The organism is Bradyrhizobium quebecense, from assembly GCF_013373795.3.
GTDB lineage: Bacteria > Pseudomonadota > Alphaproteobacteria > Rhizobiales > Xanthobacteraceae > Bradyrhizobium > Bradyrhizobium quebecense.
This window is the reverse complement of record NZ_CP088022.1, coordinates 4994857-5017693: the sequence shown is the minus strand read 5'-3', so window position 1 is coordinate 5017693 and position 22837 is coordinate 4994857. Positions and strand designations below refer to the sequence as shown.

At 58.7% G+C, this 22837-nt stretch carries 24 protein-coding genes; 10 read left to right on the top strand and 14 right to left on the bottom strand.

The annotated features are described in order from the left end of the window. Positions 1–135: 135 nt before the first annotated feature. The 5 genes from ftsH to HU230_RS44110 all read left to right on the top strand — a co-directional run bounded on the left by ftsH (position 136) and on the right by HU230_RS44110 (position 6035). Complete coding sequence (gene ftsH, locus HU230_RS24220; protein WP_420840895.1) at positions 136–1932, top strand: ATP-dependent zinc metalloprotease FtsH; 1797 nt, start codon at positions 136–138, stop codon at positions 1930–1932. A 682-nt stretch (positions 1933–2614) separates the two neighbouring features. After that, a complete protein-coding gene (locus tag HU230_RS24215; RefSeq protein WP_176529541.1) occupies positions 2615–4645 on the top strand; it encodes a protein-L-isoaspartate(D-aspartate) O-methyltransferase in 2031 nt (676 codons plus the stop codon). A 59-nt stretch (positions 4646–4704) separates the two neighbouring features. Continuing rightward, entirely contained in the window at positions 4705–5151 is a 447-nt protein-coding gene (locus HU230_RS24210) for a baeRF12 domain-containing protein (protein ID WP_176529542.1), read from the top strand. A 102-nt stretch (positions 5152–5253) separates the two neighbouring features. Continuing rightward, a complete protein-coding gene (locus tag HU230_RS24205) occupies positions 5254–5646 on the top strand; it encodes a hypothetical protein (RefSeq protein WP_224943511.1) in 393 nt (130 codons plus the stop codon). Between the two features lie 134 nt (positions 5647–5780). Beyond that, complete coding sequence (locus tag HU230_RS44110) at positions 5781–6035, top strand: universal stress protein (RefSeq protein ID WP_224943510.1); 255 nt, start codon at positions 5781–5783, stop codon at positions 6033–6035. Positions 6036–6821: 786 nt separating this feature from the next. Here HU230_RS44110 and HU230_RS24195 read toward each other — a convergent pair. From HU230_RS24195 to HU230_RS24160, 9 genes are all read right to left on the bottom strand, one after another. Next, the gene (locus HU230_RS24195; RefSeq protein WP_176529543.1) at positions 6822–7055 is read right to left on the bottom strand and encodes a DUF6894 family protein; all 234 of its coding nucleotides are present in this window, start codon (positions 7053–7055) and stop codon (positions 6822–6824) included. Positions 7056–7224: 169 nt separating this feature from the next. Beyond that, positions 7225–8176 (bottom strand): IS630 family transposase gene (locus HU230_RS24190; RefSeq protein WP_176528729.1). Its coding sequence is split into 2 segments (ribosomal slippage): positions 7225–7837 and positions 7836–8176, totalling 954 coding nucleotides; the frame shifts between segments, so codons are not numbered across the junction. A gap of 302 nt (positions 8177–8478) precedes the next feature. After that, positions 8479–8907, bottom strand: coding sequence for a DUF3775 domain-containing protein (locus HU230_RS24185; RefSeq protein ID WP_176529544.1), 429 nt, complete (start codon positions 8905–8907; stop codon positions 8479–8481). A gap of 324 nt (positions 8908–9231) precedes the next feature. Beyond that, entirely contained in the window at positions 9232–10854 is a 1623-nt protein-coding gene (gene groL / locus HU230_RS24180) for a chaperonin GroEL (protein WP_176529545.1), read from the bottom strand. Between the two features lie 78 nt (positions 10855–10932). After that, complete coding sequence (locus HU230_RS24175) at positions 10933–11475, bottom strand: Hsp20/alpha crystallin family protein (protein ID WP_176529546.1); 543 nt, start codon at positions 11473–11475, stop codon at positions 10933–10935. 69 nt (positions 11476–11544) lie between these two features. Then, entirely contained in the window at positions 11545–11763 is a 219-nt protein-coding gene (locus HU230_RS44105) for a cytochrome c3 family protein (protein ID WP_420840894.1), read from the bottom strand. Positions 11764–12354: 591 nt separating this feature from the next. Next, positions 12355–12783, bottom strand: coding sequence for a L,D-transpeptidase (locus HU230_RS24170; protein WP_176529547.1), 429 nt, complete (start codon positions 12781–12783; stop codon positions 12355–12357). Further along, on the bottom strand, positions 12780–13076 hold the full coding sequence (locus HU230_RS44100) for a hypothetical protein (protein ID WP_176529548.1): 297 nt from the start codon (positions 13074–13076) through the stop codon (positions 12780–12782). The genes HU230_RS24170 and HU230_RS44100 overlap by 4 nt, the downstream gene beginning before the upstream one ends. A 121-nt stretch (positions 13077–13197) precedes the next feature. Next, a complete protein-coding gene (locus HU230_RS24160) occupies positions 13198–13305 on the bottom strand; it encodes a universal stress protein (RefSeq protein WP_234633889.1) in 108 nt (35 codons plus the stop codon). Positions 13306–13531: 226 nt separating this feature from the next. Between HU230_RS24160 and HU230_RS24155 the strand changes: the two genes are divergently transcribed. Continuing rightward, positions 13532–13897: a hypothetical protein gene (locus HU230_RS24155; protein ID WP_224943507.1), complete on the top strand. Its 366-nt coding sequence runs from the start codon at positions 13532–13534 to the stop codon at positions 13895–13897. A gap of 457 nt (positions 13898–14354) precedes the next feature. On the opposite strand, the gene HU230_RS24150 is transcribed toward HU230_RS24155, so the two are convergent. The 3 genes from HU230_RS24150 to murJ form a co-directional block, all read right to left on the bottom strand. After that, entirely contained in the window at positions 14355–15131 is a 777-nt protein-coding gene (locus HU230_RS24150; RefSeq protein ID WP_234633835.1) for a c-type cytochrome, read from the bottom strand. A gap of 96 nt (positions 15132–15227) precedes the next feature. Next, complete coding sequence (locus HU230_RS24145; protein ID WP_176529550.1) at positions 15228–15428, bottom strand: hypothetical protein; 201 nt, start codon at positions 15426–15428, stop codon at positions 15228–15230. Positions 15429–15574: 146 nt separating this feature from the next. Further along, the gene (gene murJ / locus HU230_RS24140; protein WP_224943504.1) at positions 15575–17203 is read right to left on the bottom strand and encodes a murein biosynthesis integral membrane protein MurJ; all 1629 of its coding nucleotides are present in this window, start codon (positions 17201–17203) and stop codon (positions 15575–15577) included. A gap of 182 nt (positions 17204–17385) precedes the next feature. Here murJ and HU230_RS24135 point away from each other — a divergent pair, with 182 nt between their 5' ends. Both HU230_RS24135 and HU230_RS24130 read left to right on the top strand, forming a co-directional pair. Next, complete coding sequence (locus HU230_RS24135) at positions 17386–17796, top strand: F0F1 ATP synthase subunit epsilon (RefSeq protein ID WP_176529551.1); 411 nt, start codon at positions 17386–17388, stop codon at positions 17794–17796. Between the two features lie 30 nt (positions 17797–17826). Further along, complete coding sequence (locus HU230_RS24130; protein WP_176529552.1) at positions 17827–18153, top strand: DUF1476 domain-containing protein; 327 nt, start codon at positions 17827–17829, stop codon at positions 18151–18153. A 170-nt stretch (positions 18154–18323) separates the two neighbouring features. Here HU230_RS24130 and HU230_RS24125 read toward each other — a convergent pair whose 3' ends face one another. Then, positions 18324–18521 carry a hypothetical protein gene (locus HU230_RS24125; protein ID WP_176529553.1) on the bottom strand — a complete coding sequence of 66 codons (198 nt, stop codon included), beginning with the start codon at positions 18519–18521 and terminating at the stop codon, positions 18324–18326. Positions 18522–19538: 1017 nt separating this feature from the next. Beyond that, positions 19539–20228: a Crp/Fnr family transcriptional regulator gene (locus HU230_RS24120; RefSeq protein WP_176529554.1), complete on the bottom strand. Its 690-nt coding sequence runs from the start codon at positions 20226–20228 to the stop codon at positions 19539–19541. Between the two features lie 95 nt (positions 20229–20323). Between HU230_RS24120 and HU230_RS24115 the strand changes: the two genes are divergently transcribed. Both HU230_RS24115 and HU230_RS24110 read left to right on the top strand, forming a co-directional pair. Continuing rightward, on the top strand, positions 20324–21739 hold the full coding sequence (locus HU230_RS24115) for a DUF1254 domain-containing protein (protein ID WP_176529555.1): 1416 nt from the start codon (positions 20324–20326) through the stop codon (positions 21737–21739). A gap of 16 nt (positions 21740–21755) precedes the next feature. After that, positions 21756–22820: a DUF1254 domain-containing protein gene (locus tag HU230_RS24110; protein WP_176529556.1), complete on the top strand. Its 1065-nt coding sequence runs from the start codon at positions 21756–21758 to the stop codon at positions 22818–22820. The last annotated feature ends 17 nt before the right edge of the window (positions 22821–22837 follow it).

Below are 22837 nucleotides of genomic sequence, written 5' to 3'. Positions count from 1 at the left end.
TGATCCAAAGCAAGCCGACGCGCCCAAAGGGCAATTAAGAAGGATGGCGACCGTTGCCTCCACGGTCGGTCACGATCGGAAAATGACATGACGACAGATCAGCTGTCACGAAAGCAAAAGACCGTGATCGCGATCATGGTCGTTGTTGCCCTCGGGTCTCTCGTACTCGAATGGGCGTGGATATCTTACGACCGGGTCGACACGATTCCCTTCAGCCAGTTCGAGCAGCTGGTTGCCGCGGGCCGCGTCGCCGAAGTGACTGTCGAGTCCGATACTATCCAGGGCAAAGTGAAGGACAAGCTGTCGAGCGGAAATTCATTTTTCATGACGGCTCGCGTTGATCCGGCGCTTGCCGAAAAGCTGATTGCCAAAGGCGTTGTCGTAAGGGGGGTGCCCTCGGGCGGGTTGTCGCAGACCATCTTGCTATGGGGGCTCCCCGCCTTGATGTTCTATCTCGTTTGGAACTTTATGAGCCGTCGCCTGGATGGTGGACAAAGTCTCGGCGGCTTTATGGCGATCGGCAAGTCGCGCGCGAAGGTCTACGTCGAAAAGGACATCAAGGTCACGTTCGTCGACGTTGCCGGTGTCGATGAAGCAAAGTTCGAGCTGCAGGAAGTGGTTTCTTTCCTCAAGGCTCCCAAGAGCTATGGGCGGCTCGGAGCTCATGTTCCCAAGGGTATCCTGCTGGTAGGCCCGCCCGGCACCGGCAAGACCTTGCTTGCCCGCGCCGTGGCCGGAGAGGCCGGGGTCGCGTTCTTTTCCATTTCCGGCTCGGAGTTTGTCGAAATGTTCGTTGGGGTCGGCGCGGCCCGGGTTCGCGACCTATTCGAGCAGGCGCGCAAGGCAGCGCCTTGCATCATCTTCATCGACGAACTTGATGCGCTTGGACGCAATCGAACTCCCGGCGCATTTGGCGGCTACGACGAAAAAGAACAGACTTTAAACCAGCTGCTCGCCGAACTTGACGGCTTCGATCCGAGAGTGGGCGTGATCCTGCTGGCGGCCACCAATCGACCCGAGATTCTCGATCCAGCGCTGTTGCGGGCAGGGCGGTTCGACCGCCAGGTGCTGGTGGATCGGCCGGACAAAAACGGCCGGGTTGCCATCCTTAAGGTGCATATCCGCAAAATAAGGGTCAGCAAGGGTGTCGATCTGGACAGGATCGCAAGTCTCACCACCGGCTTCACCGGCGCTGACATTGCCAATCTGATCAATGAGGCTGCCATCGCCGCGACGAGGCGAAACGCTGATGAGGTCGGCTTCGACGATTTCACCGTCGCTATCGAACGGATCGTCGCCGGAATTGAGAAAAAGAGCAGGGTGCTCAGCAAAGAGGAGCGCCGAAGGGTCGCTTATCACGAGATGGGCCACGCACTTGTTGCTGCGAGCCTGCCTGGTGTCGATCCCGTCCAGAAAGTGTCGATTATACCGCGCGGCGTTGGTGCGCTCGGCTATACCATGCAGCGGCCGACTGAAGACCGGTTCTTGCTTTCAGCAAGTGAATTGAGGAACCGCATTGCGGTATTGATGGGAGGCCGTACCTCCGAGCGGCTGATCTACGATGGTGACGTGTCGACAGGAGCCGCCGATGATCTGCAGCGGGCGACGGAGATCGCGGTTGAGATGGTGACCAAATACGGAATGGATACAAAAGTTGGACAGCGTACCTATGCGCCCCGGCCGCAGGCCTTCCTGCCTGCGATGCAGGACACACTAGTCGGCGCCGCTGAGGCAACGGGGCGAGAGATCGATCTCGCCGTGCGTGAGCTGATTGAAGCCGGAGACGTTTGCGCAAGACAGATTCTGGAGAAGCGACGGGCGGATCTTGAGGCCGGCGTTGCCCTTCTCATAGCGCAAGAATCCCTCACGGCCGAGCAATTCGCTCCGTTGCGCTCCCCAGGCGCTGCCGTGGGTAATCAGGCGGCAGCCTGAGAGTTCGCGTCAGTAGACGAACGGTAAGCTGTCCGAGTGGAATCGTTGCCAATGGTGGGTCCTGAACGCCTCGGCGACCACGCGGATTACTTTCCGCTGGGCGCCGGATTCCGCGTAATCCCAGAGATCACGATTCCGTTTGTAACCGTAACGCTCGGGTTGTGCGTACGCCCATGAGTTGCGCCATAGAAAATGTCGAACTTCCGGTCGTACAGGCAGGAATTTTGCGAGGCCAGAGCCGCGGGCGGGGGGTCTCAGGGTGTGCGCTTTCGCTTTGTCCGCAATACGTGGGAGCAACTCCCTGTCCCTCACGATCGCAAACAGCGATGGTTGTCGATTGACGGCACCTGGGCCTGCACGGCCGATTCGACGAGCCGCATTTGGGTCCGATACGCCGGTCGCCCTTGATGTCGATCAAACTGCTCGGACGACGATGCGAATATCTTAGAAAAAATGATTGCGGCCAGTGCGATCGCCATTGTCGTGTTGGCAGGCGGGACTGTTTCGGCGGCTCCGCTGCTCACGGCAGCCATCTCCACAGCGTCCGCGAGTGCTACGGACGCAACGCCGGTCGGCTGGCGTGGTCACTTTCGATCCTGTCAGTGGAACTTATTTGGGTCGCAACGGTCGTAGGCATTATTGTCGATAGTTGATAAGTTAACCTCGGCAGAGAGCCATCATCATGGCAGTTCCGACCTTCAAAGACCCGCCTTCCAGTGAAATGACATCGCTTCGGAAGCGGATGGTCGAGCGAGATATCGCCGCGCGCGGCGTATGCGACGAGTTGGTACTTGATGCGATGCAGAAAGTGCCGCGCGAAGTGTTCCTGCCAAAAAACCTTCGTGAATTTGCCTACGAGGATTCGCCGCTTCCGATCGCCGGCGATCAGACGATTTCGCAGCCCTACATCGTCGCCTTCATGATCGAGGCCTTGATGCTCAAAGGCGGGGAGAAGGTTCTCGAGATCGGAGCAGGCTCCGGCTATGCCGCGGCGGTGCTGTCGGAGATCGCGACCAACGTCTACACGGTCGAACGGCTCGGCCCGCTCGCCGAGAAAGCCGCGGCGACACTGGCCGAGTTCGGTTATGACAACGTTCATGTCCTGCATGGCGATGGCACTAAGGGGTGGCCGGACCACGCTCCGTTTGATGCCATCGTGGTCGCCGCCGGCGGGCCGCAAGTTCCGGAATCTCTCAAGGAGCAGTTGAAGATCGGGGGCCGGCTGGTGATCCCGGTGGGGTCGGACCAACGCAGTCAGGAATTGGTGCGGGTCACCCGCGTTTCAACCAACGAGTATCGCAGCGAAGATATTGCCGACGTTCGCTTCGTTCCATTGATCGGGGAAGAGGGTTGGGAGACCGCCAGAGGCGGCGGCCACGCGCGTGCGCGCCGGGTGTCGCGTCCTGTATCGACGGACGAACAATTGGTCCGTAATCTTGCGGATGCTGCTGAATCGTTTTCATCGATCCAGACTGCCGATCTCAACCCCTTGATGGACCGGGTTGGCCCAGCTCGGATTGTGCTGCTCGGCGAGGCGACCCATGGCACCTCGGAATTCTACCGGATGCGCGAGCGCATCACCCACGATTTCGTCGTCAAGAAGGGCTTTCGCTTTGTTGCAATCGAGGCCGACTGGCCAGATGCCGCGCGCGTCGACCATTACGTGCGACACTTCCAGTATCCGCCGTCCGAGTGGACTGCTTTTGCGCGGTTTCCGACCTGGATGTGGCGAAACACCGAGGTGCGCGATTTCGTCAGTTGGCTTCGCAAACACAATGGCACACTCGAACGCAACAAGCGCGTTGCATTTCATGGTCTTGATCTCTACAGCCTCTATGACTCGATCCGCTCTGTCCTGAACTACCTCGATGATGTCGACCCGGAATCGGCGAGCGTCGCCCGCGAACGCTACGGTTGCCTGACGCCTTGGCAGCGCGACCCGGCCACGTACGGTCATGCGGCGTTGACCGGATCCTATCCCACATGCGAATCTCACGTGGTCGGCGCCCTCACCGACCTTCTGGCAAAGCGCCGAACTTACGCCGAGCATGATGGCGAACGTTTTCTCGATGCCGAACAGAACGCGCGTCTCGTTGCGAACGCGGAGCGCTATTACCGCGTCATGTATTACGGCTCACGCGCGTCCTGGAACTTGCGCGACAGCCATATGTTCGAGACGCTGAAGAATTTGCTCGCGTTTCACGGTCCGGACAGCAAAGCCGTGGTATGGGCGCACAATTCGCACGTGGGCAACGCAGGAGCGACCGAGATGGCTGTTCGCGGTGAGTACAATCTCGGTCAACTTTGCCGCAAGGAGTTCGGGGAGCAGGCCTATCTGGTCGGGTTCGGCACCCACAGCGGGACGGTTGCCGCAGCATCAGACTGGGATGGTCCGATGGAAGTGAAGAAGGTTCGGCCTTCGGTTCCGAATAGCTACGAGCAGTTATGTCACGCAACCGGGCTGGCGCGCTTTATGCTCGGTTTGCGCGGCCGCAGCGATCTGCGCGGGCCGGCCGGTCTTGGCAAGGAGCGTCTTGAGCGGGCAATCGGCGTAATCTACCGGCCCGAGACTGAACTCGCGAGCCATTACTTCCGGGCCACCCTGCCGCAACAGTTTGATGAGTACATCTGGTTCGACGATACCCGTGCCGTGACCCCGCTGGAGACCGCTGAGATCAAGGGACTTCCTGATACCTATCCGTTCGGCGTGTGAAAGGCCAAAGTGCGGAAACGTGGCTCGGGTACAGGTGCCGGTAAGAGGAGCGCACGAACATGCTAAAGATCCCGCATAACGCACTGGTGTTTGTCGGCGACGGCCGAAAGGCCTTGTTCCTGCGAAATGATGGCGACGCGATATCTCCAAATCTCAGGGCTGAGGAGGTTTTTGAAGACGTAAATCCGTCAACTCACGATCAGGGCAGCGACCGACCGGGACGTATGAGCGAAGCGGCATTGCCAGGCCGCCGTAGCGCTGTCGAACCAACCGATTGGCATGATATCGAAGAGCATCACTTTGCGCGAAAGGTCGCCGCAGCCATGGAAAAGCTGGTTCGGACCAGCAGGGCGAAGGCCCTCATTGTGGTAGCGCCACCGAGAACGCTCGCGGAGTTGCGAAATTCGTTCCATTCCGATGTCAAGGCGTGCATTGTTGCCGAGATAAACAAGGACCTGACGAAAATTCCAATCAGCGAAATTGAAAGGCATCTTGACGCCGCCTGAAGCGGCTTCATCTGAACCGCGCTGCCCGCAAGGATTTGATTTGAGTCAAGAGGATTGGGCCGAGACGTGGTCGTATGTGGCCATTGCCAATGAGGAGCCGCCATGTCCTACGCGACGCTTCTGGTGTATGTGAATGCGGACCGCGTTTCCAAACAACTGATCGGCGTCGCAGCGGGCCTCGCTGACAAATTCTCAGCGAAGCTGATCGGCTGTTCAGCTCTTGCCATCGTCCCACCCTTCGTGGCCGAAGGTGTTGTCATCGTCGACAACGCGTCGGAGGTCGATATCGCGAAGATGACGGCGACGCTTGCGGACGCTGGAAGCAAGTTTGGATCGGCAGCCGGTCCCGATCGCAAGGCCGAATGGCGATCGGCCATTGAGTTTCCGACCCAGTCCCTGTTGAGCGAAGCGCGGCCGATATTCATCGAGATGTCGATGTCGGCGCGGCCATTCTGGGAGCCGGCCGTCCCTTCCTCGTGGTGCCTGCAACAGTGAAATCCTTGGTCGCCGACCACGTCGTGGTCGGATGGAAGGACACGCGTGAGGCGCGACGTGCGGTCCAGGACGCGTTACCGTTCCTCCACGAAGCGAGGCGCGTGACCGTTATGGAGATTTGCGGGAAGGACCAGATGGACATCGCGCGTCTTCATGTCGATGACGTCATTCGCTATCTGGCGCATCACAGGATCAAGGCTGAATCCCGAGTCGAAGTCCAGGCCCACGGATCGGGGGCGGATCAAATTATCGGGCTGGCCGACGACGAGGGGGCCGATTTGCTGGTGACTGGGGCTTACGGCCACAGCCGGCTCAACGAGTGGGTCTTTGGCGGTACGACGCGCGATTTGCTAACGTCGAGCCCGATTTGCTGTCTGATGTCCCATTGAGGTCATGGGTTGCGAGGCACATGCGATACACAAGCCAGCGGAATGTTTCGCAATCAGCATCGCCTCCACGGAAAGGGCGCGCGCCTCTCTCCGAACAGACAGGCGAAGCCTCGGGCCTGATCGAAGAAGAGCAGGTTGACGTCGAACGCGAGATCCCCACAGAACACAACCAGTCGGTCGAGCAAATCCAGCGCAGCGACCAACCGGACCCACCCTTGTTCGAGGACTGAGATTCCAGGCCGCTGCCAGGTGAGGCTCGGGCCAGTGAATGACTGGAAAAAGCCAGAGTGCGGCGTTTTGCCTTCAAACAATCCAGATTGAGCACTGGACTGCAGTCATGAAGCTTGATCAATGCCTTCCAGGAGGCTGCCGTGGAGAAGTTCATCCATCAGGAAAACGAGGCGCTTTTTTGAAAGCGCCTCGAAGAGCCGCATACGGAGGGGGAGCGCAAGGTGCTGCTGAAGCTGCTCGCCGACGAAGAACAGAAAGAGGACGAAGAAAAGAAAGAGAAAGAGGCTCTTCTTAAGAAAAAGGATGACCAAGCATAGCGTACATGACGGCCCAAGGTCAGCCAAGAGAAGCGAGTATTTCTGATTGGATCAAGCGCATCCGGCGCGACTTCGATGCTTTTCGTGCCACTTTGGGTCCTCGCATGTAGTGAAGCTCCGGTCGATAGGGATCACGGGCAGCTCTGATTAGCTTGTGCCGCCTCGTCATGATCGATTTCATGCGTTGGCGCGACGGCGGCGATTGCGGGTGCGCTTGTGCGATCCACATGATGCCCTCTCAATGTGGCTTGCCGAGCACGGACGCAAAGGGGAGGATCAGTATCTCTTCGCCGCAATCATCACTGACGTGCAAGACCCAGCTGCGCCAATCTTCCAAGTTGGGCGCCGTGATGAGCGATTGCACGACAAGGATGGCATGATCACATGCCTCAGCCAAGTCGCCTACAGCGGCGCCGCTTCGATCGATCAAGACACCTTCAATGTTGGAGCAATGAAAATATACTTGAGTCATGTTCCGTCTCCTACGAACGAGGTGCGCAGGCTCTACGGATAGCAACGGGAGTGTCTGCCGAAAATTCGGGTCGATTCCATAGGGGGAAGTACGGAGCGCCCTGTGGTGTGCCGGCCGCGGTGTTAGGCACCGCCTCTCGGGCTCGAGCGGGCACTAGAGCAGATTCTGATCAGACACGGTCATAACCGGCTGCGGCGAAGAAGTTCAGGCACTCTTGGGCGGTGAAGGCGGTCAGGGCGGTGGCAATAGCGTTGTCCAAAGCCTCGATTGATCTGGCGGCGGCCTTTCGAAGTGCGGCTTTGAGCTTGGCGAAGGCCATTTCGATCGGATTGAGGTCGGGCGAATAAGGCGGCAAATAGAGGAGCTGGGCGCCCACGGCATCGATTGCGATGCCGACCTCGGCGCGCTTGTGTGCTGCGAGATTGTCCATCACCACGATGTCGCCGGGCCTGAGTGTCGGCACGAGGACTTGCGTCACGTAAGCCTCGAACGCCAGACCATCCATGGGACCGTCAAGGACCATCGGCGCAGTCATGCCGGTCGCTCTGAGCGCGCCGACGAAGGTCGTCGTCTTCCAATGACCATGCGGGAGCGCTGCGACACAGCGCTGGCCGTACGGCGAGCGGCCATAGCGCCGCGCCATCTTGGTCGAGGCTCCCGTCTCGTCGATAAACACCAACCGATGGATGCCGATCTCAGGCTGAGATGCCTTCCACGCCGCGCGTTCAGCGGCCACGTCCGGCCGATCCTGCTCGCTGGCGTGCGATGTTTTTTTTGAACGTGATGTTGCGGCGATCGAAGAATCGCCAGACCACGCTCGGCACGAAACGCTCGCCGTGGACTTTGAGGAGATGGTCAGCGATCTCGGCCAGCGTCATGTCAGGCGTAGCCTTGACCAGGGAGAGGATCTCCGCAGCATGACCCTCGATCCGAGCTGAACGTCTGTCTCCGCCCTGCGCTCCCGCCTCACAAGCGCCGGTGCTGCGCCATTCGTTGACCAGTTCGATCGCTGTCGATGGCGCTACGCCGAACCGGCCGGCGGCGCCCCGACAGCTCATGCCTTCCTCTTCCACAGCCCGAATAATGCGAAGGCGAAGGTCCGGCGAGAGCGGCTTAGCCATGGGGGCTGGCCTCCATCACCAGCCCTCAGGGTGAATCACGATTTGCCTCACAAGGGAATCCCTTCCGATTCCGCCAGGTCAGAAAATGCTCTAGCCGGGAGATTCGCGCGACAGCACTGAACGCGGTCTTGGATGTGGGATCACCTGACGGCCGCCCACGCGGTGCGGTCTGCGGGTTCCGGATGCACCGACGACACGGTTAAAGTCCGCAGGACACATGTTCCGCGCATGGAATGCAGCTTGATTGCGGATCGATACAGAGCGTCGCCATTTACCGACAGGTCATGACCGATGGAGATGGCCTATAGGAGCGATCCTTCATATTCTTCTGCAGAATGGCCGAATTTCGAAAGGGCTTCTTCCAGATGATCGGACAGTAAGGGCATTTCCAGTAAGTAAGCGGCAGTTCGCTTGTTATGCGCGCGGGAGGCTTCGGCGCGAAGTTCATCCCAATTCTCGATGCTCCCGTCGCCGCGTCCGAGCCAGGCCAGGGCAACCAAATCTATCTGCTCGTCCTCGTTCAAATCGTGGATGAAGCTGTCGAGTTCGGCACGAACCGGATCACCCTTTCGGTCCTCAAGCACGGAGCGCATGCCGTCATCGGTGGCGTTGGAGCCCGATTCTGGATCGGTGAGACCGTCTTTGGCGCCGTACTGGCGCGCCATGGCGACAATGAAGAACGCCTTCTCCGGAGAGATCGACAAATTGGGAAGGGGTGGTGCTTTCGTCATCGCAGGGCTCACGAATTGACAGGTCAATCCTGTATGAGCCCCTATAACCGGTCTGGTGTTGAGCGAGATCAAGTGATCGGCAAGTCGGCGGTTGGTCGCGGTAGATTGATAATCCGAAGCCGGTTCTCATTGTTTGGAAGCGCGCCGGCTCCGCTTAGTGGCGATTCGGATGCAGCAGGCGCAGCGCCTTGCGCAAACACACTTCGCGCCTCCGTTAGGAGTGCGGCTGCGGCGCCCGCAGACAGGAAATCTCGCCTGGAGTAGTTCATTGGCGCTCCTCCTTCGAATATACCCGCTCCTTTCCAGCCGCGGTTAGCAAGTCAGCTACATGGCCATCTCTGGCTCGGCCGGCCGTTCCCTTTTCGTCTCCGGAATTTCGGTCATCGTCGCTTCGGTGAGCAGCAGCACGCTGGCGACGGAGACTGCATTCTCCAATGCGGTTCGCACCACCTTTGTTGGATCGACGATACCGGCCTCGACAAGATCGACATATTCCTTGCGCGCGGCGTCGAAACCAAAGTTGCCCTGGCCTGCCAGCATGCGAGCAACGACCACGCCACCATCTACAGCGGAATTCTCCGCAATCTGCCGCGCCGGTGCTTCGAGCGCTCGTCTCAGGATCTGGATGCCGGTTTTCTCGTCACCTTCGCAGGTGGTTTCTTCCCGCGTGACCGCGTCGATACATTTCAGTAGTGCGAGACCGCCGCCAGGCACAATTCCTTCGGCCACTGCGGCCTTGGTGGAACTGATGGCGTCATCCAACGCCTCCTTCCTTGCCTTCATTTCGGCCTCGGTGGGAGCTCCTACGCGAATGACGGCAACGCCGCCGACGAGCTTGGCAAGCCGCTCCTCGAGTTTCTCGCGATCGTAGTCGCTGGTTGTCTTCTCGATTTCTCGCCGGATCTGTAGAATGCGCGCTTCGATCCGGGAGCGATCGCCGCCGCTGCCGATCAGCGTGGTATTCTCCTTATCGGCCACCACCCGTGAGGCGCGACCAAGCTGTTGCAGCGTCATGCTCTCGAGCTTCAATCCGAGTTCTTCGGACACGACCTGTGCACCGGTCAATATTGCGATGTCCTCCAGCATAGCCTTTCGCCGATCTCCAAAGCCGGGCGCCTTGACGGCGCAGCCCTTAAGGACGCCTCTAAGCTGATTGACGATCAGGGTCGCTAGTGCTTCCCCCTCGATGTCTTCGGCGACGATCAATAGCGATCGGCCCGACTTGGCGACCTGCTCCAGGATAGGAACAAGATCGCGCAAGGCGCCGACTTTGTGGTCGCAAAGCAGCACAAACGGATCTTCAAGAACCGATTCCATGCGCTCCGCGTCGGTTACAAAGTAAGGTGAAATAAAGCCACGATCGAACTTCATGCCTTCGACGACATCCAGTGTGGTCTCGGTGGTCTTCGATTCCTCGACAGAGATCACGCCTTCGCCGCCGACCTTCTCGATCGCGTCGGCAACCAGGGTGCCCACCGCGGCGTCATTGTGGGCTGAGATGGTTGCGACCTGAGCCTTCTCCGCTTTGGAATTCACCGGGCGTGACATTCCGTGAAGTGCCTCGATCGCGACGCGCGCTGCCCGATCAAGTCCTCGCTTGAGATCGATCGCGCTGGCTCCAGCCACAACGTTGCGCACGCCATCGGCAAGAATAGCGTGGGCAAGAATGGTCGACGTGCTGGTGCCATCGCCGACGACGTCGCCGGTTCTCTCCGCGGCCTGGCGAAGCACTTGAGCGCCGAGGTTCTCTTCCGGATCCTTGAGGTCAAATTCCTTGGCGATGGTAACGCCGTCATTGCAGACGATCGGCGCCCCCCAGCTCTTCTGAATCAGGACTGATTTCGACTTGGGGCCGAGCGTTACGCGGACAGCATCCGCCAGCAGCGTTGCGCCGCGCAGGATTTTCTCTCGGGCCGCGGAATGAAACAGGATCTGCTTATGGGTCATTTCGCTCCGTCTCCGCGCGCCATCGTCAAAACGCTGCGGCCTCACCGATCACGTGCGACGGTGAGGCCAGCGGTTCACTCACTTCGGGGTCACAGGGATGGTCTTCTGCTTCTTCTGCGCTTCCGGCGACTTCGGAAGGGTGACGGTCAGAACGCCGCCCTTGAAATGTGCTTCGATTCTGTCGGTGTCGACGGTCCCGGGCACCTGAAGTGACCGGCGGAACGAGCCGTAACGACGTTCCGAAACGTAGTGGTCCTTGGCCTTCTCTTCCTTCTCTTCCTGCTTTTCGCCCTTGATCGTCAGCACATCGTCGGAAAGCTGAAGATCGATATTGTTGACATCGAGGCCCGGCAGTTCGGCGGTCACCTCGAACGCTTTGTCCCTTTCGACGATATCGATAGCCGGCGTGACGTTGAACCCGTAATCACGGCGCCAGAAGGGTTCGATGTCCAACAGCGAACGATAGGACGGAGCCTGTAGGAATCCAGTCTGGAACTCATGAAACAGCCGATCGACCTGATTGCGTAGAGCTTCGAACGGTTGCCAATCCGGGAACCTTGTAGGTTGCGCAACCGGAGTCCCTTCAGTCTTGACGGGTAACTTGGTGGCAGCTTCCGCCATGGCGAATACTCTCCTTTGAGGTTTGCTGACAAAGCATATGCCGGGAAGAGAGAGCCTCCTTGATCTCGATCAACAAAGGTGTCGCTCAGAAAACGGCGAGCGACACGCTCGTTTCACGCTGAACTGAAACTCGCCGTGACACGAGCTGCAAGAAATGTCCGACAAACGATGCACATGATGACATTCACTGCAGACCGGTGTTTCGCCGGCACGAAGATGGGGAGACGCATGCGGGTTCGGAGAAGCCTCCCTCGTTTGTCGGGGAGATCTTGCTACTTTCCATGACAGCGCAAGTACGTTACCCCAGAATCACGCCATCAATTTCGATATGGTCTGGCGGCTGTTGCAGTATAGTCGGCACGATCGCGTCGATCCGTGCGCAGTTGCAAACTAGATCACCGGGTTCTCGAAGATCAATGATCGCGATCGTTTCCAAAAAGAGGCCTGGACGAAGAGTTGCTGTTCGATCGTGCCTACCGGCCCCTCAGGAACAGCTACTAAAAAGTCGGATTGCTTACCGTTTCCTGGAGGCCGGACGTCAAGCAGTGGCGGCCCGCTATTCGACGGGGTTTGTGAGCTGCTTGAATTTGCAAAGCAGCGAAAATGTCCGTGTCGCTGTCGGCGTCCGTTCGGTTCCGAGCTCTCCTGCCGAATGAGGTCGCGTTTGACGAAGCGGTAACGGCGGCAATCGCGAATTTGGGCATTGGCTTCTACAGTGTCTCCGCCGAGCTGGAGGAGCCCAGGTTCTATTGCGATACTGATCACCTCAACCGGGCCGGAGTTTCAGAATTGCTTGCGCGTCGCTAAAGGCGATCCTGATCGCGCCAACTGACTGAAACTGCGTTGACTGAAGGGGTGTCGATTGGCGCTATCCTGGCGCTACTCGACGATCTCGATCGTCGTGTTTTGCAATCCCTGGCTTTGAACCAACTGGAATAGTGATCTCGCATCGTCCGGGCCGAGCCTGACGCAGCCGTGGGACACCGGGCGGCCCAGATTGCGGACTTCAGTGGTGCCGTGAACGGCGTATCCGGCGTGAAAAAAGATCGAATAAGGCATCGGAGTGTAATCGTAGAGTTTGGAATAATGCATCCGCTCCAATTGATAGGGGTGGTAGATGCCGACCGGCGTCCGGTAGCCTTTGCGGGCGGTTGACACCGGCCAGGTCGCGAATTCGGTGCCGTCGACAGTTACCGTCATGTTTTGCAGCGAAAGTTGAATTCGCACAGCCATGCTTGCCCATGCGCCGTCGGCCGTAAAGCCCAACAACAGGCTAGTTATGAGAAGAGGGCGGATGCGCACGTTCATGGCGGGATGCGCATCCCGACCACGGCCGAGTGCGCTGATTTTCTCTTTGACGTTCCGGCTCGGTCGCCGGCAACACCTGCATAACCCAAGAATCCGGTAGGAGACATGATAGAGATCAAAGACTTCAGGAGAATAGGCAGCAATTCCCGTCCCGGAATTGGAATGTGAGTGGCGGTAATGAAGATCAGCGCCTTGCGCAGATTGGGCGAAGATCCGACGCCCAAGCCGGATGCCGCCGTGATGGATGGGAAGCTGTCGTCGAGCAAGACGATGTCGGCGGCCTCGCGCGCCACGTCTGTGCCCCGTTTGTCCATCGCGAGGCCGACATGCGCTGCTTGGCTTCTGCCTCGGTCAGACCCGCGTGTGTTCGGGGGGCGTCCGAGGAGTCCTGGTCCATGACGGCTCCAGAAAAAATCAGTGCGAAAGGAGCGTTGGCACCGGCGGTCGCGACATGATCGACTTGGTGGCGCCACCCAGGATGAACTCGCGAAAACGGGAGTGACCGTATGCACCTACGACCAGCAGATCGACCTTGTTGACGGAAACAAATTGCGTCAGAACGTCGCCGATGGCCCGACCTTCGCAGCGGCGCGCGTTGTTTGATCCCGCTCAAGGGGACCACTTGAGAAGTCGCTATCAGAGGAAAATGGTCAGACACTATGAAAACTGGAAAACGCGCTCCCCGCTCAGCAGGTTCGCTCATGTCGTGGAGCGAGCGGGACTGGCTTTGGCCGGTGGATCGTGTGGGTTGTTCGTGGCAGCTCACGTCGCAAGATCAGATTTCAATCTGTTCGGCTCGGACGCCGTGATCATGGCCGTGACGATTTATGGGGCAGCCGGCTTCTATCTCGGCATCGATCTGCCTCCTGCTCCGCAGAAAATCAGAGAGCTGTCGCCGCGCGGCTTCGGATCCAGGGCGGACGCCGTCGAGCTGCTCAGCGCGGCCGGCACCTTTCTCGCCGCGGTTATGGCCGCTATTGCGGTAAGCAGCATCATTCTCGACGAGGTTACACGTCCTCAAGGCGCCAGGGCCGTGTTTTGGGGCTGGGCTTTTGGTGCGTCGATGCAGATCGCCGCCGGCATCATTGCGCGGGCCCGCACGCACATTTCCTGACGTAGCTGGCGGTACCGCGTCGCTATCGGTGTCCTCCGACGCCCTCTGAAAGGGATGATTGTCAGCGGCCCTGTGAGCTCGTCTTGGAGCGAGGTCGTTTTCAGCAAGACGAGTTTGGCCGTCTGCCTACGTAGGTGCCATGCACGTGCACGAGCAGCTTACAAGCAATAGGCGATGGCACGTGTGCTCGGTGGCCGTGGAGCAAGAGTGACAAAGCGGAGGAGCTCAGCTCTCCATCATTCGATCACGCTAAAAACGCCGCGCGGTCGCATTGCTTCTGGCCTAGGCTCTGATCACCAGTTCAGTATCGGCCAGATGCCGCCAACCGGCCGTCCGGCTGGAACACCTGGCTAACGCTTGCGATCTCTGAAGCTCCGCCGGCCAGCACGGTAACGCCGACAAATCATATGGTGCGGAGATAGCCGTTCATGATTGCCCGTAACAAGGAGCACTTGCCTTAGCGCGACCCGCCGGTACGTAAAATCTCAAAGTACGCGACAATCGCCTCGATCTGGTAGTCCGCAAGTCTCGGATTTGGCATGGCCTGATCCGGTCCCAGCCTGCGATGTCCTGACATGAGATATTGTCGAAGACCATCGGCGGAAAACGATGCCCGCTTGCTGATTTCCACGAAGCGCGGGGCAGGGAAGCCAGACGCCGGTGTGTCTTTCGCCCCATCCGAGACGACGTGACAACCGCCGCAGGAGGCATTGGCGAGCGCGCGCCCGTCGGCCACCTGATCCGTGAAGAGTTGGTCGGGAAATGGCGAGTTGACGGGGACCTGGATGGTGATCGAAGCGTAACCATTGGCGCGGTGGCAGCCGTTGCATTCGTTCGTGAGGGCCGAATAGGCTTGGGTGAAGGCGGAAACGTCCAGCGATTGTATCGCTTCGCGGACCGCCTGCAGTTTTTCGATGGCACGATTGGCGTCCGCGCCGCCGGGCGATGGCTTGCTCATGTTTTTGAGGCTGGCGTCGATCTGTTGAGCCTCGTAGGTCGCAAGGCTCCAGTTGTTGAGGCGGCCTGCAAACCACAGCTTGATGTGCTGGAATTGAAGTCTGATCATAAGGTCTGATAACGCGGAAGGCTGGCTTCCGGCTGGCGCAACATCAGGCGGCCCCGCCTCACTCGGCAACGAAAACGTTGCAAGGATCGTGGCCAATAGCAGCGTTCGCAGGATCTTGCCCGGTTTCTCGGTCATGATTGTGAGAATGGGGGTCCAATCGCCTGTCAACGTTGATCTCAATCAAGGCGTCGGTCAAAACTGGGTTGCGGCGCACGGTTTGGCGAAACACATGGTCTGCCGCGGATCTGCGCGACCATCCTCGGATCAGCGCATAACCGTCAGATCTGTACGGGTCATCGCTACCGGCTTCCCCGCTTTGATAACCGCGGTGATCTTGTCGGATGCCACTTCGGCTGTGATGTGCGAAGATATGGCAAGCGCAGCCAGCGAGATTGCGGCCGCCAGCGCCACGACCACGATCTTGAGGTGAGTGGCGCGATCAGCACTGCAAATCGAATGATTCATCAACGCCTCCGAAGAGCTGTCCGTCGGCCTTTCCTAGACGAAATCTGCCTCGTCCAAAACTTCGCGCGTTCTCTTAAGGCGACTTCCTTAAGGAGTTCTCCGGAGATCAGCCATCCGTGTCCAACAGCGGAAAAGACCGCGGTCGGTTAGCCGAGACGCAATTTCCGGAATAGTTTGACTTCGAACTCGATCACGTCCGTCACCAGGAAGGAGCGGGCCAAGCCTAGATAGGCCCCAATGCCGAACATGCAGAGCAGCGTGGCGCGGAGCAGGATTGTCGCGAGGTCCATGTCAGGAAGCCAGGACAACAATTGTGTCCTCGCGATGAGGCCCAGGCCCGTCGCAATGGCGGCGGCCGCGGCCAGGCGGAGCACAGGGCCGAGCATCTCCTGGCTCCCCCGAAGGAGCCGGGTGCCTCTGGCTGCCGCCTCTTTCTCGAAACGGCGGCGCTGCAGCCAGCCGAGCAGGATCACGTAGACCATGATTGACGTAGAGCTGGCGATGGCAAGGCCGATCGTGCCGTATTGCTGCCGCAGCACCACGTAGAGGGGTACCATAACGATGGCGACGGCAGTGCCGATGATGGTCGGCAACCATGTGCTCTCGAGAGCATAGAAGCCCCGGCTGATCACCGTTTGCGCCGCCCAGGCACTGAGCCCGAGGCAGAGATAGGCGAGCACGGTTGCCGTTTGCTGCGCGTCAGCAACGGTGAAGCGGTCCGCGAACAGGCCCCAGATCAGATACACCGCCTCGAAACCCGCGATCGTCAGGCACACCTGCGCCGCGAAGGTGAGGAGCAGCATCAGGCGAACCGCGCGGCACAGCAGGCCGTAGGCTTCGACGATGCGCCCGGCGGCGACCAGGCCGCTGATGGTCGGATAGGCCGCCACCCCGGCCGCCATTCCGAACATGCCCATCGGGACCTTCATCAGCGTCCGGCCGTATTGCAGATACGACAGGCTCCCGGCTCCCAGATATGACGCCTGGTTCTTCACGATCCATTCGTCGACCACGACGATCGAGAATCCGATCATGATCGGCACCGACAGCCAGAGATAGCGTCTGAGGTCCGGATTGCGGAAGGTGAAGAGGGCAGTCCAGCGCATCCTGGTTTTCATACAGCCGTATAATGGCAACGCAAACGGGCCGGCGATGGAGCCGGCCAGCACGCCCCAGGCGAACCCTTCCGCCCCGAGTTGCGGATAGTGGGCTCCGATCAGACCGCCGATGATGATCCCGGCCGAATAAACCAGCGGAGCCATCGCCGGCAGGGCGTGGAGGTTCTGCGCCTGCAACGCGGCCGACAGCAAGCCTCCGATCACGTGGAAAAACTGAGCCGGCAAGATGATCCGCGTCAGCCGAACGAGGGTTTCGACATCGCCGTCACTGCTGAACCCCGGGGCAACCAGAGTTGCCAGCGGACGGGCGAATATCATCAGCAGACCGATGCCAATGGTCCCGACCACGACGATGAAGTTCGCGATCACGCTGAAGGATTCCCAGCCGCGTTCGTGGTCGCCGCGCTCCAGATGCGCGAGAAAGATCGGGATGAACACGATCGACAGCGCGCCGGCCGCCAGCAGGTAGTTGAGGAAATCGGGCAACGTGAAGCTTGCAAAATAGAGATCGGCCACGCGGCTCGCACCCAGGGTGCGGCCGATGATCTGTTCGCGGACCAGCCCCATCACGCGGCTCAGGAAGATCGAGCTGGCCCAGATGATGGAGGCGATGCCGATGACGCGCGCCTGACCCGCGCGGTCCTGTTGTTCGGCCAAGCGCCAATCTCCTGCAAGAAGCCGACAAAATCCACGATTGCCGCGCTGAGCGAGCGGTCATGCGTTGAAAGCCCACCTTGGGAGAGCCGGTCTGTTCTCCGCTTGACGCAGATCAATGAGGCCTGGTGTCCCGGAGTTACCGTGTTTTTGAAATCCAACTGCCCGGACGACAGGAAGCGACTATGCCGACTTTCCGGCTGACCCTCGTCTCGCCTGAAAGTCTGTTGTTTTCCGATCGAGTCGACCAGGCTGACCTGCCCGGCGTGGAGGGGGATTTTGGTGTGCTTTCCGGCCATGCGGCGATCGTCGCAATGCTCAGACCGGGGATTGTGACCGTGATGGCTGGCAATACCACCAGGAAATTTGTGGCTTTGGGAGGGCTGGCCGAATTTTCCGGAGAGGAGCGCACGATCCTTGCGGAGTCGGCTTCCCCCGTTGAAGAGTTTGACCTGGCCGAATTTCACTCGATGATCGAGGAGTTGCAGCAAAGTCTGGAGAAACAGCCGGTCGGCACTGAACTCGATCGAGCCATTGCGTTGCTCGACCACTACAAGTCTATCCGTACGAGCCTGGCGGCTGCGACCGCCTTCTAACAGCGTGCACAAATCCGGGTGGGATCAAAAATGACAACCTTCGACAAACGCGAACAAGGCTTCGAAGCCAAATTCATCCATGATGAAGAGCTGAGATTCAAGGTTGTTGCGAGGTGCAACAAGATGCTTGGCAACTGGACCGCGGGGCAGCTCGGCCTGACTGGAGATGCTGCGGCCGCCTATGCGAACGAGCTCGTCACGGCCAACCTCGCGAGCCAGACCAGCGACGATACCTTGCGCAAGGTGGCGAACGACCTTGCACCCAAAAGCATTTCGAAGCAGCAGGTCGCCCGGAAGATGGACGAGTTTTTTCACATTGCGCTGGCACAGATCGAATCAGAACGCCGCGAGAATTAGTTTTTCCAGTTCGTTCTCTGAGTTCGCTTGCGATGCGAGGAGCAAAAACAGTTACAGACGAATGGTTTAGCCTCTCGTCGTTGAGCGTCTCGGCGTTTTCACACAGCCAAGACCCGAAGCAGACTTCAAGAAGGTTGACCTTGAGGAGCCGCCCTTCCAAGGGGTTTTGTTCAGATGAGCCGGAAGGTGATTGCGATCAAGAAGAACCCGATCAGCCCGATGCCGACCAGCTTGAAGATATACGGGGCCTCAACGTCGTCGCCGAGCCGCTCGAAGGACGGCCCCCACAGGACCGTTGCGACGAACCCCAGAACAAGGAGCGTGATCAACAGGATTGTGGAGGCGGTGTCGCTAATCGGGGCCCCCATCTGGACATTCCGCTCCTTGGATGTGGTTGAGAAATTTACAACATCTACGGGTTGAGGAAGAGTTTCCGACGCGCCCCCTTCGCAGACATTTCCAGAAGACACGATCAAATCGCGCAGACGTGGTTGTTTGCCAGCAACCTGAATTGCCGTTCTCAAACGGTGGGTTTTGGTCTGGGAGGTCCGAAAATGCTATATCTTTCAATGGGGGTTGACTGACACTCTCTCCGCCGCTGCACTGTTGTCCCTTGTATCCGATCGTTCGGACCGACAGCAAAACCAATGATTGTCGCGACAAAGGCTGTTACGGCCGGTTACCCGACGTTACGCTTCGTCACCACGAAAATTGTAGCTTCTGACCTTGGGCTCGGAGGACGGGGTTTCGCGATGAAGAACTGGGCGGGCAAACTTCAAGCCGCTCGACGTCGAACAGGAGACTCGCGACAAGCTCGACTTATATCTACTCCATAACCCTGTAAGGCCTCCTTTCGAAAGATGGCGAAGGCTGGTAGTCCTATTTGGGGTACAAAGTTGACACGATCGGGGTAGGATCTGCACCGTGAAAGAAACCGTCTCTCTTGAACGGCCTGGTCAGCGATTCCATAATTTAGCCGCCGTCTTGGAGCGCATGTTCGCGCACCAGGACGGAGTGATTGTGGCTTCCTCCCTACGATTGCCCGACAAGGACACCAGGCGGCTTCGCGAACATGACGTGGTGATTGTCCGTCATAACCACCACGGGCCGAACCTGACTGCCATTGAGTGCAGGGACCAGGGGCGAAAGGTGGGAGTCCTCAGATCGAGGCTTTCGCTAAGGCGCGCACCAAGGGCGGGCTAGCAGCGAGGCGCCAGCCACCGTTTGAAAGTGGCAATCTGGATATCCCTGCAGGACGGCATGCATGATCGTGTGCCATTGCATAAAGCACTCTTAGGACGGGTCGACTGGGCGGCGATTCCAGTCTGCGGTTTCCCAACAAATTTTGCGCACCGGCGAGTAAAATCACGCGCAAGCCGCGAATCTCAATCATTCCTCTCCGCTTCGGCATATCGGCGAAGCGCATCAACGTCATTTACTATGATCGAGCGATAGGTGTTCGTGAGCCAGCCAGCGTCCTTGAATTGATTCAATGCGGCATTCACCTGCTTGCGTGATGCATTGGCCATGATGCCCAGCTCGCTTTGAGTCGAGGGCAGAGGGGCTTCACCAATTCTTATCGTCCGCTGCAAGACGGAGGCGATGCGACGATCTGCTTGGGGCTTCTGCAAGTCATGCACGACCTCAAGCAAAGTTTCGACGCTCATCATCAAGATTTGCGCGATGTGGTGCGAGACCATGGGGTCTTTCGCCGCCATTCGGTCCAGTGCATCGAGCGGCACGTGCAACAGCGTCGTATCAAGGGCAGCCCTCACTTCCCCTCGTCGCGGCTTCCTTGTCAGGAAACAAGCCTCTCCCGTCCAATGGCCGGGTATACCGAGCAGCATCAAGCGCGGTGCGTGATCGAGGGGCGCCAGACTAACGCTAATGGTGCCAGCCACGAGCCCGTAAATTCCACCGGGCGGATCGCCAACGTGAAACAGCACCTCTCCCTTTTTCAATTGAATCAATATCGAATGATCCAGCACGTCCGCCCGAAACTTGCTTGGTACCCGGGTGAGCCAGCCCGACGAGCTTACGATTTTTTCAGACTCAACCTTAGATATTTTTTGCACAAGCGCTCACCCTTTGTCCGATTTCGGACAATCTTGCATTTTGAGGTGGTTAAACTCAAGGGCGCCTACAGCTCGGAAGAGAGGGGGGTCGAGTGATGACAACGCTTCTAACCCGTCGCGACTTTGTACTCGGGACGGCTGCACTATCCGTCGGCGCTAACACGAATGGCGCCGCGGCGGCATCGCTTGCACCGAGCGATGCGCGAGTTATCGCCAAGGAGGCGACAATCTACGGCGTACCGATGCTGGAAAACTATCGCATCATGACGTCTTACTTCGTCAATCGCGACGATCCCGACTTCAAGGCGCCATGGAATGCAATCAACAGCGTTGCGCGTGTCTTCACTCCGGACGACAAGGCGATCCAGACACCGAATTCCGATACCCCATACTCTCAGCTCGGCGCTGACCTGCGTGCCGAACCGCTGGTGCTGACAGTGCCTGCCGTCGAGAAGAGGCGGTATTATTCATTGCAGTTCATCGATCTCTACACATTCAACTTCGCCTATGTAGGAAGCCGTGCCACGGGCAATGATTCCGGAAGTTTCCTGCTGGCCGGCCCACGATGGAAAGGCGAGAGGCCGAAAGGCATCAAGGCGATCATCCGTTCCGAGACCGAGCTCAATCTGGTGCTTTACCGGACGCAGCTGTTCGACCAAGCCGACCTCGATGGGGTCAAACGAGTTCAGGCTGGCTACAAGGTCCAGACGCTATCCAGCTTCCTGGGGCGACCGGCTCCGCCCCCAATGTCCGCAACCCATTTTCCAGCACCACTCGTGCAAGACGAGCAAAAGAGCTCGCCCGAGTTCTTCGTTCTGTTGAATTTCCTCCTGCAGTTCTGTCCGACCCATCCATCCGAAAGATCCCTGATGGCTCGCTTCGCGAGGCTGAACATCGCGGCCGGAAAGAACTTCGATCCGGGCGGCCTATCGCCCGAAATGCGCAAAGCCGTGACGGACGGAATGGCAGACGCATGGAAGGCGTTAGCCGAGTTCAAGGCGAAGGAGGTCGATACCGGCAAGCGCACCGCGGCGGACGGATTCGGCACGCGGGCCATGCTGAAGAACGACTACATGACCCGAATGGCATCCGCCGTGCTGGGCATCTACGGCAATACCAAGGACGAGGCGATGTACCCGGCTTATTTCCGGGATGCAGACGGCGGTATGCTCAATGGTGCAAACCGCTACATGCTTCGCTTCAAGTCAGGACAATTGCCGCCGGCCAATGCCTTCTGGTCCCTCACGATGTACGAGCTGCCGTCGAGCCTGCTCTACGCCAACAAGATCAACCGTTATCTGATCAATTCGGCAATGCACGATAGCCTCAAGCGCGATCCCGATGGTGGTTACACACTCTACATTCAGAATGAATCGCCCGGAGTGGATCGCGAGCCGAACTGGCTGCCTTGTCCCAAAGGACCGTTCTGGACGACGCTTCGCATATACTGGCCCAAAGCAGAGGCTTTGAAAGGCCAATGGAAGCAGCCTCCGTTGCAGCGCGTTGCCTAAGCCTAAGGAGATTGGCATGAAGATCGGCCGTGTTTCTGTCTTTGCAGCATTGATTGCGTCAGTGCAGTTCGGCGCTGCGCAGGGCGGATCTCCTGCAGGAGAAAAGCCCGCTCTGGTTACGCCCGAGAACTTTGCCCGTGCGGAATCGGATCTGTATTTCGGGGGTGTCGTGAAGAACGGTGGTTTTGGAAAGTTCGACCATACCCGTTCGCCCGCGCCGCTGGACAAGCAAACCGTCATCCGTCTCAACCGAGACACGCTCTATTCGGCCGCCGTGTTCGACCTCGATGCCGGACCCGTCACGATAACGTTGCCGAACGCTGGCAAGCGATTCATGTCGCTACAGGTGATCGACGAAGACCAGTACACGTTTGGTGTGTTCTACAAGCCCGGCAGCATCACGCTTGCGCGAAAGGATGTAGGCACACGCTATGCTTTGGCCGCCGTTCGAACGCTGGTCGATCCGGCCGATCCCCAGGACCTCAAGGAGGTGCACGCGCTGCAGGACGCGATCAAGGTGTCCCAAAAGCAGGCCGGGAAGTTCGAGATTCCCGATTGGGATCAAGCAAGCCAGAAGAAGGTGCGCGATGCATTGCTGGCGCTGGGAACCACACTTCCCGATACGAACCGAATGTATGGACGCAAGGGGGAGGTTGATCCCCTCCGCTTCGTGATCGGGGCCGCCCTTGGCTGGGGGGCAAATCCTCCAAAGGAGGCGCTCTACCTCAACGTCGTCCCGACCCGTAACGATGGTACGACGGTCTATCGGCTAAACGTGAAAGACGTGCCGGTGGACGGGTTCTGGTCGATAAGCCTGTACAACCCGGAAGGCTACTTCGAGCCCAACCAGTACAACGCCTATTCGCTCAACAACATCACGGCACGAAAGAACGAAGACAATTCAGTATCCGTGCAGTTCGGCGGTTGTGACGGAAAGATTCCCAATTGCCTGCCCATCATGAAGGGCTGGAACTATATGGTGCGGCTTTACAGGCCGCGGGCGGAGATCTTGAACGGAAAGTGGAAGTTTCCGGAAACCCAGCCCGACAAGCAGATCTCTCCAACGACAACCATCCTTTGATGGAAGAAGGCATGAAA